General features: G+C 34.1%; 19 protein-coding genes. 7 read left to right on the top strand and 12 right to left on the bottom strand.

Annotation, left to right across the window (positions count from 1 at the left end):
• The first annotated feature begins 200 nt into the window (after nucleotides 1–200).
• Together fdhD and RCJ96_RS22240 are read left to right on the top strand one after the other, a co-directional pair.
• Nucleotides 201–1007, top strand: a complete 807-nt coding sequence (gene fdhD / locus RCJ96_RS22245; RefSeq protein WP_000529215.1) for a formate dehydrogenase accessory sulfurtransferase FdhD — start codon at nucleotides 201–203, stop codon at nucleotides 1005–1007.
• Between the two features lie 225 nt (nucleotides 1008–1232).
• Entirely contained in the window at nucleotides 1233–1739 is a 507-nt protein-coding gene (locus RCJ96_RS22240; protein WP_074609044.1) for a GNAT family N-acetyltransferase, read from the top strand.
• A 357-nt stretch (nucleotides 1740–2096) separates the two neighbouring features.
• On the opposite strand, the gene RCJ96_RS22235 is transcribed toward RCJ96_RS22240, so the two are convergent.
• Nucleotides 2097–2219, bottom strand: a complete 123-nt coding sequence (locus RCJ96_RS22235) for a hypothetical protein (RefSeq protein WP_001068392.1) — start codon at nucleotides 2217–2219, stop codon at nucleotides 2097–2099.
• Nucleotides 2220–2548: 329 nt separating this feature from the next.
• Here RCJ96_RS22235 and RCJ96_RS22230 point away from each other — a divergent pair, with 329 nt between their 5' ends.
• The 3 genes from RCJ96_RS22230 (at nucleotide 2549) to RCJ96_RS22220 (ending at nucleotide 5408) form a co-directional block, all read left to right on the top strand.
• Nucleotides 2549–3220: a response regulator transcription factor gene (locus tag RCJ96_RS22230; protein ID WP_446699845.1), complete on the top strand. Its 672-nt coding sequence runs from the start codon at nucleotides 2549–2551 to the stop codon at nucleotides 3218–3220.
• Between the two features lie 65 nt (nucleotides 3221–3285).
• A complete protein-coding gene (locus RCJ96_RS22225) occupies nucleotides 3286–4749 on the top strand; it encodes a HAMP domain-containing sensor histidine kinase (RefSeq protein WP_416504369.1) in 1464 nt (487 codons plus the stop codon).
• Nucleotides 4750–4895: 146 nt separating this feature from the next.
• The gene (locus RCJ96_RS22220; RefSeq protein ID WP_000351212.1) at nucleotides 4896–5408 is read left to right on the top strand and encodes a GNAT family N-acetyltransferase; all 513 of its coding nucleotides are present in this window, start codon (nucleotides 4896–4898) and stop codon (nucleotides 5406–5408) included.
• Nucleotides 5409–5442: 34 nt separating this feature from the next.
• On the opposite strand, the gene pdxR is transcribed toward RCJ96_RS22220, so the two are convergent.
• Nucleotides 5443–6843, bottom strand: a complete 1401-nt coding sequence (pdxR, locus tag RCJ96_RS22215; protein ID WP_416504368.1) for a MocR-like pyridoxine biosynthesis transcription factor PdxR — start codon at nucleotides 6841–6843, stop codon at nucleotides 5443–5445.
• 120 nt (nucleotides 6844–6963) lie between these two features.
• On the opposite strand from pdxR, the gene RCJ96_RS22210 reads away from it, so the two are divergent.
• Entirely contained in the window at nucleotides 6964–7890 is a 927-nt protein-coding gene (locus tag RCJ96_RS22210) for a DMT family transporter (RefSeq protein ID WP_416504367.1), read from the top strand.
• 115 nt (nucleotides 7891–8005) lie between these two features.
• Nucleotides 8006–8539 carry a DUF4871 domain-containing protein gene (locus tag RCJ96_RS22205; RefSeq protein ID WP_416504366.1) on the top strand — a complete coding sequence of 178 codons (534 nt, stop codon included), beginning with the start codon at nucleotides 8006–8008 and terminating at the stop codon, nucleotides 8537–8539.
• A gap of 44 nt (nucleotides 8540–8583) precedes the next feature.
• On the opposite strand, the gene RCJ96_RS22200 is transcribed toward RCJ96_RS22205, so the two are convergent.
• From RCJ96_RS22200 to RCJ96_RS22155, 10 genes are all read right to left on the bottom strand, one after another.
• Nucleotides 8584–9321: a C39 family peptidase gene (locus RCJ96_RS22200; RefSeq protein ID WP_270795522.1), complete on the bottom strand. Its 738-nt coding sequence runs from the start codon at nucleotides 9319–9321 to the stop codon at nucleotides 8584–8586.
• Between the two features lie 13 nt (nucleotides 9322–9334).
• Nucleotides 9335–10156: a transporter gene (locus RCJ96_RS22195; RefSeq protein ID WP_074608292.1), complete on the bottom strand. Its 822-nt coding sequence runs from the start codon at nucleotides 10154–10156 to the stop codon at nucleotides 9335–9337.
• A 206-nt stretch (nucleotides 10157–10362) separates the two neighbouring features.
• The gene (locus RCJ96_RS22190; protein WP_416504365.1) at nucleotides 10363–11613 is read right to left on the bottom strand and encodes a sensor histidine kinase; all 1251 of its coding nucleotides are present in this window, start codon (nucleotides 11611–11613) and stop codon (nucleotides 10363–10365) included.
• Nucleotides 11610–12281 (bottom strand): response regulator transcription factor, encoded by a 672-nt coding sequence (locus RCJ96_RS22185; RefSeq protein ID WP_416504364.1) that lies wholly within the window; start codon nucleotides 12279–12281, stop codon nucleotides 11610–11612. The genes RCJ96_RS22190 and RCJ96_RS22185 overlap by 4 nt, the downstream gene beginning before the upstream one ends.
• Before the next feature lie 212 nt (nucleotides 12282–12493).
• Entirely contained in the window at nucleotides 12494–13198 is a 705-nt protein-coding gene (locus tag RCJ96_RS22180) for a metallophosphoesterase family protein (RefSeq protein ID WP_416504363.1), read from the bottom strand.
• A gap of 400 nt (nucleotides 13199–13598) precedes the next feature.
• Nucleotides 13599–14975, bottom strand: coding sequence for an ABC transporter substrate-binding protein (locus RCJ96_RS22175; RefSeq protein WP_416504362.1), 1377 nt, complete (start codon nucleotides 14973–14975; stop codon nucleotides 13599–13601).
• Nucleotides 14976–14996: 21 nt separating this feature from the next.
• On the bottom strand, nucleotides 14997–15818 hold the full coding sequence (locus tag RCJ96_RS22170; protein ID WP_000635931.1) for a carbohydrate ABC transporter permease: 822 nt from the start codon (nucleotides 15816–15818) through the stop codon (nucleotides 14997–14999).
• Nucleotides 15815–16747: a carbohydrate ABC transporter permease gene (locus RCJ96_RS22165; protein ID WP_416504361.1), complete on the bottom strand. Its 933-nt coding sequence runs from the start codon at nucleotides 16745–16747 to the stop codon at nucleotides 15815–15817. Before RCJ96_RS22165 ends, RCJ96_RS22170 begins: the two co-directional genes overlap by 4 nt.
• Nucleotides 16747–17844 carry an ABC transporter ATP-binding protein gene (locus tag RCJ96_RS22160; RefSeq protein ID WP_416504360.1) on the bottom strand — a complete coding sequence of 366 codons (1098 nt, stop codon included), beginning with the start codon at nucleotides 17842–17844 and terminating at the stop codon, nucleotides 16747–16749. The genes RCJ96_RS22165 and RCJ96_RS22160 overlap by 1 nt, the downstream gene beginning before the upstream one ends.
• Nucleotides 17841–18407 (bottom strand): glycerol-3-phosphate responsive antiterminator, encoded by a 567-nt coding sequence (locus RCJ96_RS22155; protein WP_000472011.1) that lies wholly within the window; start codon nucleotides 18405–18407, stop codon nucleotides 17841–17843. The genes RCJ96_RS22160 and RCJ96_RS22155 overlap by 4 nt, the downstream gene beginning before the upstream one ends.
• Nucleotides 18408–18520: the final 113 nt, after the last annotated feature.

The following is an 18520-nucleotide window of genomic DNA, read 5'->3' as shown; positions in this document are numbered from 1 at the left end:
TTTCTTATGAAGTCGATTCTAGATGTTTATAAGGTATCACTACGAAAGCTTGAAAATTTCACTATTCTACATTTCTATTATATCGTATATATACAATAATAACCAAAATAATCTGATACCTTCCTTCTAATAGATGTTTTTATTTTTTCAATGTTTTATGATGAATGTGGGAGAAAATACATATAAAAGGGGAATTTCATATGGGACCTACACAAGAGAGTTATACAATTGTACGCTATCACTCTGGTACATTTTCAAAACAAACTGATGAGATTGTTACAGAATCTCCTATTACTATTAAATTGAATGGTGAAGAATATGTAACAGTCGTATGTACACCAAATTATATTGAAGATATGGTAATTGGTTTTTTAATTTCTGAGGGGATTATTTCTTCCTATAAAGATATTGAAGAACTATGGGTTCAAAAAGATAACGGAATTGTCCATGTAACATCATCAAAAATAAATCCGCTCTATCAAAATTTATATAATAAACGATACATCACTTCCTGCTGCGGAAAAGGTAGACAAGGTTTTATTTTCGCTAACGATGCCGCAAAAGCAAAAGATTTACATGATATACATGTAAAAATTACTCCTGAAGAATGCTTTTACTTAATGAATACTTTACAACAATCTTCCACTACCTTTCGCCAAACCGGCGGTGTTCACAATACCGCGCTATGTGATCGAAACAATATCCTCCTATCAAGAATGGATATTGGAAGACATAATGCATTAGATAAAATATATGGACATTGTTTACGTAACGATATATCTGTTAAAGGAAAAATCATTGCATTTAGCGGGCGTATTTCATCCGAAATTTTACTCAAAGTTTCAAAAATCGGATGTGAAATTGTTCTATCTAAATCCGCTCCAACAAAACTAGCATTGCAACTCGCCCATGATTTAGGCATTACAGTCGTAGGGTTTATTAGAAATGAATCCTGCAATATTTACACACATCCACATCGAATTGATGGTTATCAATCGAATAACTAAAATAGCTCCTCGATTGAGGAGCTATTTTAGTTATAAAAATGTAATATATTAAACACTTGAATAGTTAATAAAGTTAATATATAATTTCATTACATATTAAAAAACAAAACATTGTAGCATATATCTTTTCATTCTTTTACAAATTAAAAGAGACTGCTCACAAAACACATACACAATCTTATAAAAGGTTCACTTTATTTGAAATCAACCAAGGAGGTTACAACTATGGAAATTCGCTTATTAACGACAGAGGACGCAGAAATATATTTAAAAGTTTGTATGGAAGGTTTAACGAAGAACCCGGAAGCTTTTAGCTCTTCTTATGAAGATGTTCTGAAACATGAGGATCCTGTAGCTGCTATGGCAAAACGATTAAGCAATCCGGATAAGTATACTCTAGGTGTCTTCAAAGATAACGATTTAATCGGCATTGCTACTTTAGAAACAAAGCCTTTCATTAAACAAGAACATAAAGCAAAAATCGGTTCCGTTTTTGTTTCCCCTAAAGCACGTGGCCTTGGAGCAGGACGAGCTCTTATTAAAGCAATTATTGAAAATGCCAATAAATTACATGTAGAACAACTTATGCTCGATGTTGTAGTTGGTAACGATGCAGCAAAAAAATTATATGAGTCATTAGGTTTCCAAACTTACGGCGTACAAGAGCGTTCATTAAAACATAACGGTCAATATTGGGACGAGGAACATATGGTTCTGTTCTTAAATGATTAATACTTCAATCTAGTTTTCCAAAAGCATCTTTTTATTAAGAAAGATGCTTTTTTCATTACAACAATGTAATCTTCCTGTCACCTTTATCGATCGTACCAAACCTTTCCATTCATTATACTAAAAATATAAAGTGAAACTTTACTCAGTGGGGAACTACATCCCACGCTGATCGCATGTACTTGATATGTAGAGGAGAATGTGACATGAAACAAAACAAACGAGCTATGCTTTTAATATTTACTACAGCAATTGTAACTTCTGGATTAGCAATTTTACCTTGGTTTATTATATAAAAATACTCCCCCTAACAACGAAAAAAGCTTATTGCTTCTTAAGAAGCAATAAGCTTTTTTTATATTATAAAATCCCCAAAATTTTATTTACACAACTTATAATAATAACCATAGATACGGCAACGCACATGACAACCGTATTACGATCTTGCTTTTCTTTTTTTGAAATTTCTTCTTTTGGATTCATGTGTATGATCTCCTTTTAAAAAAAGTGTGAGATAGGAAATTTTTCTTATCCGATGCGAGGTGAATACGAAAACCCTCTCTATCTCACATACACAATAGAATGGAATTGTCATTTTATAAATAAAATGACATGACGTTATGTCGCAACATAGGGTATTTTGTGTCGCTACGTTTTCTATTATAAAAAATAGTTGTGCAAAACTAGTGCATTTTTTATGTCAATTACTCTGAGCGAGAAATCACTCTCCCACTCAATCACATAAAAAGAGTTTTTTATCATTTTCATGTAAACTATACAAGTAGAATGAACAGTTTGGGGTGCACAAGATTATGGTAAAAATTTTATTAGTAGACGATGAAGAACGTATGTTACGATTATTAGATCTGTTCTTAAGTCCTCGTGGCTATTTTTGTATGAAAGCTACCTCTGGCCTTGAAGCACTAAAGTTAATAGAACAAAAAGACTTCGATATTGTTTTGTTAGATGTAATGATGCCAAATATGGATGGATGGGATACTTGCTATCAAATCCGTCAAATTTCCAACGTTCCAATCATTATGCTAACAGCTCGTAATCAAAATTACGATATGGTAAAAGGCCTTACGATCGGCGCAGATGACTATATTACAAAACCATTTGATGAGCATGTATTAGTTGCACGAATTGAGGCTATATTACGCCGTACAAAGAAAGATGGATTTGTTAGCTTCAATGGTATTGAGTGGGATAAAACGAAACATACTGTCACAGTGTATGATGAAAAAATCTCACTGACTCCTATCGAATTTTCGTTACTTGGACTATTTTTACAAAATACAAACCGTGCTTATAGCCGAGATGATTTAATCGAAAAAATTTGGGGTTATGAAACAGACATCGAATATAGAACAATCGATTCACATATTCGCAATATCCGTGATAAATTACGTAAAAAAGGATTTCCAGTTAAAAATTACTTAGAAACTGTTTATAAGGTCGGATATAAATGGAAAAGTGAATAATTACTTCGGTCAGTGGAAACTAGTATACCACTGACCCTTTATTATGAATAAGGTATGGTGAGAAAATGAGTAAACTTTCACTTAAAATCGGGACATACTTTTTAATATTAGCTTTATGTATTGAAACAATTGCTTTCGTATCTTTTTACAAAAGTATTTCTAAAATGCGCATTGAAGAGGAAACACTCGCTCTCTTAGAAAAAGGTAATCGCTATAGTAACAAAATTACACAACGCGCAAAGTGGAGTGCATTTGCTAAAGAAAAGAAACACGGCGAACGCGCTGAATACAATAAAAATCCTAAGCGTCCTATATACCCAGAGTTCGATATCGCTGATGAGGCTGAACACTTAGTTGAATCAGAATCAATTGCTAACTCTGATATAGCTATCATTATAACGGACAATAATGGAAAAATCATTTCCACTTCAGAACCTGTAACAAAGGCGATGCAAAAACAACTTACTTGTAAAACAGAACATATTCCAGCAAACGGATTAGTTGTCGAAAAGAACTGGAAAAAATCAAAATTCATCACAACGGTAAGCCCACTTAATACAGCAGAGTTTCAAGGAAAGTTATATATGTTATTAAAAACATCTTTTTTAGAAAATATGTTACTTAAACTCATGAACCAATTTCTTATCATTAGTGTTTTGACTGTTATTTTAACGACTATTTCTGTCTTTGTTTTTTCTCGTGTTATTACAGAACCGCTTATAAAAATGAAGAGGGCAACAGAAAAAATGTCAAAATTAAACAAGCCAATTCAATTAGGTATTAAACGGAATGATGAACTTGGAAGCTTAGCAAAAACGATTGAAGATTTGTCCAGTGAACTAACTTATATGAAAAAAGAACGCAATGAATTTCTTGCTAGTGTCGCCCATGAACTATTAACTCCATTGACCTATATGAAAGGTTATGCGAAAGTAGCAAAGAGAGACACTTTAACGAAAGAAGAGCGAGAAGAATACTTGCAAATCATCGAGGATGAAACAGATAGTGTAACCGACCTCGTCCAAGATTTATTTATGCTGGTACAATTAGAACAACACCAGTTTGTTATAAAAAAACAAAAAGTGACCCTTCAACCATTTTTAGAACGAATGATTGAAAAAACAAAAACAACATTAACAAATAAACAAATGCAACTCCATGTATATTGCAAAGATGATTTAGAAGTTTGCATAGACGAAAGACGTATGGAACAAGTTATGTTAAATTTATTACACAATGCTTATCAACACTCACTAGAAAACACTACTATTACGATACGCGTACTCGCAGAAACAAATTCTTTTACAATAAGTGTACAAGATGAAGGTGAAGGTATTCCTGAAGAAGATATTCCGCATATTTTCGATCGTTTTTATCGTGTTGATAAATCTAGAACGAGAGCTACTGGGGGAAAAGGTATCGGGCTAGCTGTTGCTAAAGAAATTGTGGAATTGCATAACGGTGCCATTCTAGTAACAAGCAAATTAGGGGAAGGAACAACCTTTATAATTGAGCTACCTTTTGAATAATATGTGTGTGAAAACACCAGTAGTAGTAAAAACTACTGGTGTTATTTTGTTCATAAAATCAGCTTATATAAGCTAAGCTTTTGAAATTATTCTTATTTCAATATAAAATAAAGATACATTTGTCAAAGATTTGGAGGGTGATATAATTGGATATCCATGTATTAACAAAAGATGAAGCGGAAATTTACTTAGAACTTCGTGTAGAAGGTTTAAAGCAAAACCCTGAAGCTTTCAGCTCTTCTTATGAAGATATTATTAATAAAGAGTGTGCGATTGAATATAAAGCACAAAAATTAGCACAAGATGAAAACTATACGCTAGGCGCATTCAAAGATGGAAAATTAATCGGGGTTGCAACACTGGAAACGAAACCATATGTAAAACAAGAACATAAAGCTAAAATTGGTTCTGTATATGTATCTCCAAAAGCACGCGGACTTGGAGCAGGGAAAGCACTTATTAAAGAATGTCTTGAGCTTGCTAAATCTTTAGAGGTGGAACAAGTTATGCTTGATGTTGTTGTTGGCAACGATGGAGCAAAAAAACTTTATGAATCATTAGGATTTAAAACATTCGGTGTACAAGAACGTTCATTAAAATATAACGGACAATATTGGGACGAAGAGCATATGGTCTTATTCTTAGACGAAAATAAATAATAAAAAACATCCTCTCATGTATGAGGATGTTTTTTTACTTTTTTCTAAACCACGCTGTATTTAATAGTTGAATCGCTTTCGCAATTTCTTCTTCTGATAAGATCGCAAACCCAAGTAAAACGACATTTTCAGGTGCAGTATCGGCTTTGTAATACGTAGAAACAGGATATATTTTAATACTATATTTTGCAGCTTCTTTAATTAATTCTTCTTCTCGCATTCCATTATGCACTTTTAATAAAATGTGTAATCCCGAATCTTCTCCTATCACTTCAACATGATTAGAGAAATACTTCTCTATTTCAAAAACAAGTCGATCCCTCTTTTTCCGGTAGACGACACGCATTTTATGAATATGTTTTTCCCAATAACCTTCATGTAAAAACTTTCTAATCACTTCTTGATCCATTCTTGAAACACTTTGTGTATAAAACAAATATTCTTTTTGATACTTTTTAATTAAATTCTTCGGTAATACTATATAGCTCATCCGTAATGAGGGCAACAAAGCTTTTGATAACGTCCCCATATAAATAACTTTCCCATCTGTATCTAACCCTTGTAGTGCCGGAATTGGCCTTCCTGAATAACGAAATTCACTATCATAATCATCTTCAATAATATACCTGTCTTCTTCTTTCTTTGCCCATTGTAAAAGCTGCGTCCTTCTCGTAATAGGCATAATCATTCCATATGGGAATTGATGAGAGGGCGTTACAAATACAACATTTGCATCGCTATTTTCTAAATCTGCCATACAAATCCCGTCGCTGTCTAAAGACAACATTTGAACCTTCTTTTCTCCCTGTTCAAAAACGACCATTTTCCTATGGTACCCTGGATTTTCAACAGCATAATTACTTCCCTTCAACAATTGAAAAAGTAACTTCACTAATATTTGTGTTCCCGCCCCTAATACAATTTGACTAGCTGAACAACGTACACCTCTAGATTCATACAAATAGTTCGCAATTTCCTCCCTTAAGCTCAATTCCCCTTGAGGGTGTCCAAGAAAAAGCAACTCATTATTATGTGGCTGCCATACATCATTAATAAGCTTGCGGTACGTAGTGAACGGAAAAGTATTCGTATCAACCCCTGTTTGTGTGAAATCAAATGTATAGTTCTCCTCCCGAAACGATACTTCTTCTACTTTCGCTTCGCTTCCTTCTACATCAATCATTTGTTCAAATTTACATACAAAATAACCTTTTCTTGATATCGACTCAATGTAACCTTCTGCAAGTAATTGCTCGTAAGCCGCTTCTATTGTATTCTTACTCACTTGTAAATAGCCCGCCAGCTTTCTCTTTGCAGGTAATTTTGTAAAAGCGGAAATCGTTCCATCCTTAATCTCTTTTTTTATATACTCATACAATTGCACGTACAATGCCTTTTTACTATTCATATTTAAATTAGGCGTTAATTCTAACATAATATCTGACCCCTTAATAAAACTAAAATCTGATACTTTTTACAGTACCAGAAGTTATATATAATTCCTTTTATCATGTCACACATAAAAAATCAAATACTCGAGAGGAGATGCATGATTATGAACAATAGTAGACGGATTGGACTCATTATGATTATTATAGGAGCTACCTTATGGGGATTATCTGGTCCGATGATTCAGTGGCTATTTCAACATACTAACGTATCATCAATTGATTTTTTAACAATTCGCTTGTTGCTTGCGGGATTATTTATTTTATCTTTTTTACTTATAAAGAAACAAAACATATTTCAAATTTGGAAACACTCTAGACATTCTATACAACTTATTATTTTCTCTATTCTCGGCATGCTCGGTGCACAATACGCTTTTATCGAAACAGTTCATATTAGTAATGCGGTCACAGCGACGTTATTTCAATTTCTAGGTCCTGTTCTCATTACCATTTATGTCGCATTTGAACAACGAAAATTCCCTGCTTCTATGCAACTACTCGCAATTATAACTGCGCTAACGGGAACGTACTTTATTATTACAAACGGTTCAATTGAAAATATTGTTTTATCGAAAGAAGCCATTATTTTTGGCCTATTAACAGCAATTGGATTTGCATTTTATACCCTCCATCCAGCTTCCCTTATTAAAGAATGCGGAACAACCATAGTAATTGGCTGGGGGATGCTAATCGGCGGCATCGCCCTGCTTATTTGTAATCGCTCGTTTGGATGGAGTCAACTTTCACAAACCTTTACACCAAAAACTTTTTCTATGCTTATCCTTATCATTATAAGTGGCACTCTTTCTTTCCTTCTTTATATCGGTAGTCTGAAATATTTAGCAGCAACAGAAACGAGCATTTTATCTAGCATTGAACCACTTGTAGCAGCTATCGTTTCAATCGCTTGGCTAAATGAATCATTTGGAGCGTATCAATTACTAGGCGGCGTATGTATCGTTCTTTCTGTTATTTTCTTAACGATGCCTCAAAAAGAACGAGAACCAACCTTTTCAACTGAACAAATATAAAAAATGTCAAAAGAGGTCGTACAAAACTTACGACCTCTTTTTATACTTTAAAGGAATTGTCCCGCTTTCTAGCAAATACAATTACACTAACAGTAAAAATTAGGAGTGTGACACCATGAAAAAAATTGGAACTATGCTACTTTTCTCCTTTCTCATCGCTGGATGCTCGCAATTGCAGCCTGATTCAGAAGCACCTAAAAAAGAAGCTATCGCTACGTCATCCACCCAAGTTAATGCACCTTCCTTCTTTCATCTTAGTGTTTTAAAAGATGTGAATTGGGAAGAAGCTCCATCCTTCGTAGATGGAAAAATACCTTTAAAAGGCATCGAAGGAAAAATCGCAATGGCTGATACCTCTATTATCTCAAATGAACAAAATGAAATAATGTGGTACTTTTTAGATTCTGAAAGGCCAACTGGAAAACTCTCTATTATTGCACTAAAACAAGGGTCAGTAACGCCAACACCCGTACTCTTTCAACAAGAAACTTCTAAACCAACTTGGACTACTTCAAATACAATTGATCCCACTACAAACGAACTCCCTCTCACTATGTCACTACCTTCATCTGGATTATGGGTATTAAATATATATGTGAATGAAAAATATTATGATCAGTTTGTAATCAATGCCACAGAAAATAAATAAAAGGAAGGAGGCTGTTTCAGCCTCCTTCCTTTTATTTACCCATCTTATATGTAACTAATCGCCTGACTCCCCATTTGCACCCATGCCTGTTCAAAACTTTCTCTCGGTACTTTTACATCTAAACTTTCATTAAGAGGATCTCGAATATATACAAATTCCTTATCATATCCAATAAGTACTACACAATGTTCATTATACGTAATAGAAACATCTCCAGTATTTGTTTCCCATGTAGTAAATTCATCTTCATCTAATGGCGCAAATGTTGCATTTGTAATCATAACTACCGGTTGTCCTGATTTTACACTCTTATAAAGTTCTCCTATACTCTTCCCCGTTAAGTCCACAGCTTTATTAGGTAAATACTGTTTCGCTAATTGAAATAGCGGTCCATGATATACACCATATCCAGATTCAGAAAAGGTATAAATATTCCCTACAAATCCTTCATTTGGGTTCCCACGTATACCATCGTTCATAAAATCAACTTTCTTTATTTCGTTTGCTAATTTCATCTTATCCACTGTAATACCTGCGTATTGTAACATCATCGCTAAGCTCGTTACTTCACAGCCTCTATCTAACTCTGGTAACTGCTGAATTAAAGGTACATTTGATAAGATGACCTTTTCACCATTATTACTAAACTCCGCTTCTTTTTCACTTTGTATATTGAAGAATGTTAACTTTTCCATATACTTTGTAATTCCATTTGTATATACATTCCATACTGCTATAGCTAGTAATGCTATGCATATATACCACTTAAACCTTCGTATCACTCTCACGCCCTTCTTAGTTCGTTAAATAAGAATAAAACGCGTCAGCATCCGTGCGAATCACCGGTACAAAATTTAGTTCTTTTCCTTTTTCAGGCTGATCTTTTTTTATTTTTTCTGCTAGTTCTTGAGTGTTCATATTCGTTTTATCCATATTAAGCTCATCTGCCATTTGTAACACCTTTTGTTCATTAATTTCGCTTAATACTTGATATATATCTTTACCATATAAATCAATATGATATTTTTTTGCCTCTTCTTGCACTTTTTGTTCGTACACTTCTTGTGCTAACTCTTCTATCTCTTTTCCTTTTTGTGAAATACCTAACTTCCCTGCTTCCTCTCTTACTTTCGTTCCATAGATTTCTTCCGCAATTTCCTCTATTTCTTTTCCATTTGTTGAAATATCTAATTTATCCGCTTCATCGCTAATTTTAATCGTATTAATTTGAGTAATCAAATTTACAATTGATGTATTTTCTATTGATATGCCTAGCTTTAACGCTTCTTGCTTCACTTTTGTTTCATAGATTTCTTCTGAAAGAGTTCCAACATCTTTTCCTTCAATCAAAATTCCTAACTGTTCTGCTTCTCTTCCTACTTCCGTCTCATGGATTTCTTTTTCTAGCGTAATTTGTTCTTTCCCTGCCGTTTCAATCCCTAAATTCTCCGCCTTTTCTTCTGTATGCACAGCATGTATCTTTCCATTGTTTAATTGTTCTTTGCTGCGCTGCTTGTAATCTGTCTTTCCTTTTGATGTTTCAGAAGGAGAGGCACCCCCTAATATACTTAAACTCATTACTCCAATAGTGAATACCATCATCATTTTCTTTTTCAAAATTAATTCCTCCCTCTTACACTTTCTTTTCCATCATTCCCTATTCATAATCGAAATAACATTATGATCGATGTAATCTACTCAAATACCTTTTTATAATCGCTTCTTTATAGGGCGAACTTTCCGTATACAATACATGTTAAAAATAGTTTCTTAACTTTCCCTTAAAAAAAGACGACCTTGTAAAAACAAGATCGTCTTCTTACTTATATTTTTTGGTTTTTAGGGAAAATCACTTCAAAACAAGTAGCATCTCCCCATTTACTCTCTACTGATATTTTTCCGTAATGTTTTTCTACAATCCAATTTGCGATTGAAAGACCTAATCCCGCTCCTTCTGACGCACTTCTCGCTTTATCTCCTTGATAAAAACGATTAAATAGTTTTGGAATATCTTCTTCTTTCACTCCTATCCCATCATCTTTCACTCGTATACGAATCGAACTGTTCGTTTGCGTACAATCGATTTGAATATGACCACCTTCATTCGTATACTTCATCGCATTATCTAACAATATAACCATCATTTGATGAATCCGCTCTCTATCACCCATAAAAGATACGCCACGTTCTACTTTTAATATCATTTCTTTTTCTTGATAAGAAGCAATCTCCTTATATGGAGCTACTATTTCTTCTAACAATTTATCGAGTTCAAATGTTTTCTTATCCATCTCAATTTGATTAGAATCAGAGCGTGCTAGCAATAATAAATTACTAACGAGTTTTGATAACCGCCTACATTCTTTTGAAATTGTAGAAATATCCATCGCTTTTTCTTCTATCGTAGCGGATGGTGACTGGAATAAAACATCTGTTTTTGATTGAATAACTGCAAGCGGTGTCCTTAGTTCATGTGACGCATCAGAAACGAATTGCTGCTGTTTTTCCCATGAATTTTGAATGGGTACGAGTGCCCTGCCAGCTAAGAAAAAGCCGATTCCTATTGCACATAAACTTCCTACGCTACAACCTATCACAAGAATTAAAAATAAAGTATGTAACATTTCTTTTTCAGCTGTTATATCCCTTGCAATTTGAACTATTTTTGCATCTTTTTGAAATGAAAATATTCTAAAATATTGTCCTTGTACTTCTATATCTTGCAAAGTTCCTAATTTCTTTGGCGAAAACTTTTCCAAATTGTCTTCAAAGATAAAACGACGTTTGCCGTTTTCAATATCTATCTCCACCGTGTTTCCAAGCCAAGTTAACTCCATTATCCTTGGATCCCCAATTGAAGGATATCCTCTAATTTTTTTAGGTAGTTTTTTATCATCTGCATTCTTTCTATGTTGAACGGCTTTTTCTATCGATTCATTTACTCCACTATAAATACGCTTATATGTGTAAGAATAAATGATACTACCTAATACGCCTATCAAAATGATAAATACTAATGAATTCAATATAGTCAATCGAATACGCGTCTTCTGAAACATACTTCCCTTTTTCATTGTTCTTTTAATATATATCCAATACCTCGAACGGTTTGAATATCTTTCTGATAACCGAATGGCTCTAATTTTTTACGTAAATGATGTACATACACTTCTACAATTGCCACTGTCGTATCTGAATCAAATCCCCAAACACGATCAAAAATTTGTTCCCTCATTAAAATCTTTCCGCTATTTTGAACAAGGTACTCTAGAAGCTCATATTGTTTTAATGTTAGCTTCATACTTTGTCCATCTACTTGAACATCTTTATCTTTTCCGAACAGTTCAATCCCTTTATATCGAATAGTCTGCTTTGTTGTTAAACTACCACTTCTGCGTAGTAAAGCACGAATTCTCGCTTTTAATTCAGGGGCCTGAAATGGCTTAACGATATAATCATCCCCGCCAAAATCCAACCCTTTCACGCGATCTTCTAAAGAATCTCTCGCTGTCAAAAATAAGACAGGTGTTTCAATCTTTTCATCACGTATTTTTTGAATTACTTCAAACCCGTCCATTTCTGGCAGCATCACATCCAGCAAAATTGCATCATATATATTTTGAAGCGCTAGAAATAATCCCTCTTCTCCATTCAATGCTGTATCTACTTCAAATTCATCACGCAAAATTTGTACGATAGACTCTAATAAAGAAGCATTATCTTCTACTACGAGTAAGCGCATATTCTCACCTTCCACCATATTGTTCGATTCTATTTATAATTACATTCCTGCTTTTCCTAACAAAAGAATATCATTATATTTTGTAACTTCATTTTTAATTCGTTCTTTCTACACTTTTTCTTGATACAGAATTTTAAAGATTAATTATAAAGACTCTTTCTTAAATTTAGCTTAATAAAAAATTGAAAGAAATAAGATTTCCCTTATCTCTTTCAATTTTTTACTACATATACCTTTTTACTTGGCAATTCCAAACAATTTAGCTGACCACCATACACAGCCCCGCCATCAATTCCAATAATTCGATTACTACCAAAATACACGCCACAATTCTCACTACCGTGAAGCGTTTTTGTTTCCGTATGGCCAAATACAACAACCTTTTCGCCACTATATCCATTATGAAACTCATTACGGATCCACATTAACGTATATGGTTCACATTCAGAAACTCGTTTCATAGGCTCAACACCAGCATGTACAAATATGTACTCTTCTGTTTCAATGTAATGATCTAATTCTTGAATAAACTTTACATGATTTTCTAAAACATGCGATTGTAAAATTGGTTTTTGGAAGTCTTCCTCATTAACTACAATATCTTCTTCTACAAATCCATAGCTATATAATGTCTTATCTCCACCATTCCTTTTTACCCAATGGTTCCATGAACGTTCCTCATCAGTCGTTAACGCCTTAATCATCATATCTTCATGATTTCCCTTTAGAACGAGGGCTCCATCTTCTTTTAACTCTTTTACCCTTTCAATTACTGCACGTGCATTTGGACCACGATCTACATAATCCCCTAATAAAATTAGTTGATCCTGTTTTGCATCGTATTGAGCTTCTTCTAATAACTGTTCGAACTTTTTTATTTCTCCATGAATATCACTAATAACAAGAATTCTTTTCATATTATCACCCCTCTTTCTAATTATAGTTCAAAACAACAGAAACTTCAGAATTGTAATTTAAAACCGTATTTATTACAGATACAACGATTATCCTTACAACAATGTAAGTCTCTTGTCATCCAATTCGATAGTTGCGATCGCTATATTTCCTTATACTAAAAGTAAGAAATGAAACAAAAAACAAGGAGAGATGAGATATGAAAAAAGTGATGGAAGTTATGGTAGCAGTGGCAGAGGTTTTCGTAAATGGCAAACAAGTTGCAATGGAGTTAAACAAATAATGAAAAGGACAAGATTCATTCTAGACCCTTTACTCATATAAAAGAGATAAGACTTCTTCATTTTTTTGATCCCTTATCTCCTAAAGAAAGCCGTATCCTTTTTCGGATACGGCTTTCTCTTATTTTTGACTCGTACGAGCTGAAATGCTAATTGCTCTATCTGTCGCCTTGGCAGCTTCATCTAACGCTTCTTTACTATTCTTTCCGTCATACATTGCTTCTAATGCTTTTACAACTGCATCTCGTGATTCTGGGAATACACTAATTAAAGCGCCTTGTGTTGCTGGAGATTGTTTCGTCGCTTGCAATTGATCTACTGTTACTTTTAACTGTGGATATTTTTCATATTGCTCTTTTACTAATGGTTCATTATATGCATCTGGATTAATAGAGAAATAACCTGTTGCAGTATGCCATTTTGCTTGTACGTCTGGCTTCGTTAAATATTTCATAAAGTCCCAAGCACCTTGTTGTGTTTCTTCTGAAACCATATTCGTCATCCATAATGATGCTCCACCAATAACAACACCATTTTGTTTCGAATCCTCTGGATATGGAATATATGACACGCCTACATTAAACTTAGATGCATCAATTAAGTCGCGAACACCAGCTGAAGAATCTAAATACATAGCAACTTGTCCAGACTGGAACGCGGCACGAATATCATCCCAACTTGCTCCATACTTTCCTAGTGCACCAGCTTTATTTAACTCATCTAGCATCCCAAATACTTTCTGTCCTTCTTTACCGTTAAATACAGCTTTCTTTGCAGCATCTTTACGACCATTTTCATTATCTACATATAAAGCGCCTTGTGTCGCTAACAATTCTTCAAAGAACCAACCATAATTCAGCATTGAAAATCCATATTGTTTTACATTTCCGCCTTCTTTAATCGTTAACTTTTTCGCTGCTTCTTGCAATTCCGCATATGTTTTTGGAGCTTTCTCTGGATCTAAGCCCGCCTTTGCGAAAGCATCTTTATTATAAATTAATACTGGTGTAGATGAATTAAATGGCATAGAATACATTTTTCCATCAACTGAATAATAATTTGTAATTGCTTTTTCCAATTTTGAAGTATCATACTTATCTTTTTTTATCCAACTATCAATTGGCGTAATCTTTTTGCTATCAATCATATATTTTGTTGTAATTTCACTCGACTGAACAAGAGCTGGTGCTTCTTTCGTAGCAGACATCGTTTTAAATTTCGTTAAAGACTCTTCATATGTCCCTTGGAACTCTGCCTTTATCTCATATTTATTTTGTGACTTATTATAGTCTGCAACAAGCCCATCTAGTACGCCTTGTGTTTTTCCACCCATCGCATGCCAAAAACGAATTACAGTTTTATCACCATTTTTTTCAACTGGTGCTACTTTCGCCTGTGCTTCAGGTTTTCCTTCTGTTTTACTATTTGAACAAGCAGCACTAGATAATGCCATTGTTGCTACCATTAATAGAGCAGCACCTTTTTTAACCAGACCCATTTTAATCTCACCTTCTCTTAATTATTTAATTGCACCTTTTGTTAATCCTTGTTGTAATTGCTTTTGTCCTAAAAATAATAGAATCAATGTTGGTATAACGATAACCGTAACGCCAGCCATTACGCTTCCCCAATCAGTTGCAACTTCTTGAGATTGAAGCTGCTTCACACCAATTTGAACTGTTCTTACCTTTTCATCAGTGGTCACTAAAAGTGGCCATAAGTACATATTCCATGTTGTTAAAAAACTATATACTCCAAGCGTAATAAAACTCGTTTTACAATACGGAATTACAACGCTGAACAAAAATCTTACATTTCCAATCCCTTCAATAAAAGCAGCTTCTTTCAGTTCATTCGGAAGTGTCATAAAATGTTGGCGTAACAAGAAAATACCGAAAGCTGTTGCAAAAAACGGCACTGTCATCCCAGCGAAACTATTGATCCAGCCAAAGTTTTGAATCGTTAAAAAGTTAGGTACCATCGTCGCTTCCCACGGAATAAGCATCGTTGAAATAAACAGGAAAAAAATAAGATTTCTTCCTTTAAACTGAAGAAAGACAAAAGCATACGCCGCTAAGCTTGACACGATAAGTTGTCCAATCATAACAACTGTCGATACAACTAAGCTGTTATATAAATATGTAAAAAGTGGTACTTTCTGAAAAATATTAATGAAATTATCAAAAGTAAATTGAGTTGGAAATATCCTTCTCATTTGAATATCGTCTGGTGTCATAAAGCTTATTAAAAACGCATACAGCACAGGAAAAAATACCATTACTGCACTAATTATGAGCAGCATGTATAGCAGGAAATTTTGTTTCCACTGTTTAACTATCATTTATAATGCACCTTTCTCTCAGCAAACTTAAATTGAAGTAATGTAGCAATGAAAATGAAAACAAATAGTACCATCGCTTGTGCACTTGCTGTCCCAAATTGATGATTCACAAATGCCTCTTTATAAATCGAATATACAATTAAATTTGTTGCATCATTCGGTCCACCGTGCGTTAAAATATCAATCTGTCCAAAGCTTTGGAACGCACTAATTAACGTTACTGTCACGATAAAGAATAAAGTTGGTGATAGCATCGGTAATGTAACACGACGAAGCTTATATAAATAGCTAGCACCATCTATAGATGCACTCTCATATAAAGACGTATCAATATTTTGTAAACCACCTAATATAACTAAAAATGCAAATCCTGTATTCACCCAAACCGTTGTAACTGATACAGAGAACAATGCCCAATCTGGGCTCGTTAACCATGCGATTGCAGGTAGATTCATAGAGGCTAATATATTATTAAATAATCCGACACTTGGATGAAATAAAAATAGCCAAATCACCGCACTAGCAGCTACTGATATTCCCATTGTGGAAGAAAATAACACACGGAATACCCCAATACCCCTTACTTTTCCATTTGCAATCAATGCAAGAAATAAAGCGATTATAATACTCGTAGGCACTGTATATAAAACAAATAGTAAAGTTGATTTTATACTTTTGTAGAAGGCAGGATCAGAGAATAAATATTGATAATTTTCTAAGCCAACGAAAAGATTAGCTTCTCCGTGTATATCTGTTAAATAAAAGCTATAGTAAATCGTCCTAAATAATGGATAAAAAAGAAAAATCGAGAACAATAAAATAGATGGCGCTAAAAATAATAATCCTATTCTTAAATCTTTCGTTCTACTCCATAAATTCTTCTTTTTTGCCACCTTTGCTTGGGCTGGTAACTTGCCTACTTCAATCATTATTTCGCCACCACTTTCAGCTCTTCTTCAGCTACCACTTTTAAGCGTTCATTCGTATCTTGATGAAAGAAGCATAACTTATCTTGTGAGAATAATAATTTTACTTTGTCACCTTTGTTCAGGATTAGCTGTCCAATGACTTTTGCACTCCAAGTTGTTCCATTTATTGCGAAGTTTAATATAGATTCGTTGCCTAATACTTCTACAGATTGTAGCGTAACTTCTTGTCCTTCCTCAGACAGGGCAATATGCTCAGGACGCATGCCTATGCGAATTATTCCTTCTGGTAATTGCTTTAGCTGTCCAATAGATAACGGAATTTGCAATTGCCCTATATGTAATACACCTTTTTCTTTGTTTACTTCTCCATCATTTATATTCATCGAAGGAGACCCTATAAAACTTGCAACAAATTCATTTGCTGGTTCGTTATAGATGTCAAGCGGTGTTCCAACTTGCTGTATGCTTCCTTTATTTAAGACCATAATACGATCTCCCATAGTCATCGCTTCTATTTGATCGTGAGTAACGTAAATCATTGTAATTCCTAAACGCTGCTGAATTTCTCTAATTTCAATCCTCATTTGCGCACGTAATTTCGCATCTAAATTCGAAAGTGGTTCATCCATTAAACAAATCGGCGCTTGACTCACAATCGCCCTAGCAAGCGCAACACGCTGTCTTTGTCCACCTGATAATTGGCCTGGTTTCATTTTCACATACTCTTTCAGTCCCACCATTTCCACAGCTTCCATTAATCTCTTTTGTCGCTCTTCTTTTTGTACTTTCCTTACCTTAAGTCCGAATAAAATATTTTCTTCTACAGATAAGTGTGGATATAGTGCATAATTTTGAAATACCATTGATAGATTACGATCTTTCGGCTCTAAATCATTTGCAACACATTCATTAATAATTAAATCCCCCGAAGAAATTTCTTCTAAACCAGCAATCATTCTTAATAATGTACTTTTTCCACATCCTGAAGGGCCAACTAAAACAAAAAATTCTCCCTTCTTAATATGAACCGATACACCTTTAACCGCTGTCTCCTCTGCATTTTGATATACCTTTGAAACATTTTTCAATTCAATCACAAGATTGCACTCCTTTTTTCTTCTTGTATCCATACTTCATAGTGACTCGTCGAAATCGCGCTCGCTCCCGAACGAATAGCAATTTCTGCATCTTCTCGCGTTTGAATCAATCCGCCTGCAATGATAGGAAATTCTATTTCCTCTGCTAACTGCTTAATAATTGAAGGCATAATACCAGGCATAATCTCTACTGCATTCGGTTTAGTCGTTTTACAATTTTCAATTGATTTTGTAAGAGATAAAGTATCGACAATAAAAATACGTTGGATCGTTTTTAATCCAATTTTATTGGCATTTCGAATTGTCGATCCTTTTGTTGAAATAATGCCTTGCGCTCCAATAACGTCTTGAATATACGAAAGTGCTTCCTCTGTATTCGTATTTAAACCTTGTATAAAATCACAATGAAGAAAGACATCATGTCCATGTTTCTGTAATTCATATACACGCTCTGGTAATTCCAGCATTGAACCGGTCATAAGAAAAACTGTTTTCGGTAACTTTTTGTATGTGTTGTATCCTTTCCAATCCTTTATCATCGCAATATAAGGTTCCTTAAACATTCATTCCACCTAGCTTTTCTATTTTTATCCAAACTAAAAACACCTACTTACATAGAACACCTTTCTCCTTATTTGAACTCTAGGGAATAGAGCACACCTAAGAAAGTGGCACG

Source organism: Bacillus sp. BSL6 (assembly GCF_052928345.1).
Note: the sequence above shows the minus strand (reverse complement) of the source record. Positions and strands in the feature narration are given on the sequence as shown.

Coding starts and splice junctions, on each gene's coding strand:
- RCJ96_RS22230 (WP_446699845.1), top strand. CDS start 2,549: ATGGTAAAAATTTTATTAGTAGACGATGAAGAACGTATGTTACGATTA.
- RCJ96_RS22190 (WP_416504365.1), bottom strand. CDS start 11,613: ATGAAAAAGGGAAGTATGTTTCAGAAGACGCGTATTCGATTGACTATA.
- pdxR (WP_416504368.1), bottom strand. CDS start 6,843: ATGTTAGAATTAACGCCTAATTTAAATATGAATAGTAAAAAGGCATTG.
- RCJ96_RS22155 (WP_000472011.1), bottom strand. CDS start 18,407: ATGTTTAAGGAACCTTATATTGCGATGATAAAGGATTGGAAAGGATAC.
- RCJ96_RS22180 (WP_416504363.1), bottom strand. CDS start 13,198: ATGAAAAGAATTCTTGTTATTAGTGATATTCATGGAGAAATAAAAAAG.
- RCJ96_RS22235 (WP_001068392.1), bottom strand. CDS start 2,219: ATGAATCCAAAAGAAGAAATTTCAAAAAAAGAAAAGCAAGATCGTAAT.
- RCJ96_RS22240 (WP_074609044.1), top strand. CDS start 1,233: ATGGAAATTCGCTTATTAACGACAGAGGACGCAGAAATATATTTAAAA.
- RCJ96_RS22170 (WP_000635931.1), bottom strand. CDS start 15,818: ATGATAGTTAAACAGTGGAAACAAAATTTCCTGCTATACATGCTGCTC.
- fdhD (WP_000529215.1), top strand. CDS start 201: ATGGGACCTACACAAGAGAGTTATACAATTGTACGCTATCACTCTGGT.
- RCJ96_RS22185 (WP_416504364.1), bottom strand. CDS start 12,281: ATGCGCTTACTCGTAGTAGAAGATAATGCTTCTTTATTAGAGTCTATC.
- RCJ96_RS22210 (WP_416504367.1), top strand. CDS start 6,964: ATGAACAATAGTAGACGGATTGGACTCATTATGATTATTATAGGAGCT.
- RCJ96_RS22225 (WP_416504369.1), top strand. CDS start 3,286: ATGAGTAAACTTTCACTTAAAATCGGGACATACTTTTTAATATTAGCT.
- RCJ96_RS22175 (WP_416504362.1), bottom strand. CDS start 14,975: ATGGGTCTGGTTAAAAAAGGTGCTGCTCTATTAATGGTAGCAACAATG.
- RCJ96_RS22165 (WP_416504361.1), bottom strand. CDS start 16,747: ATGATTGAAGTAGGCAAGTTACCAGCCCAAGCAAAGGTGGCAAAAAAG.
- RCJ96_RS22205 (WP_416504366.1), top strand. CDS start 8,006: ATGAAAAAAATTGGAACTATGCTACTTTTCTCCTTTCTCATCGCTGGA.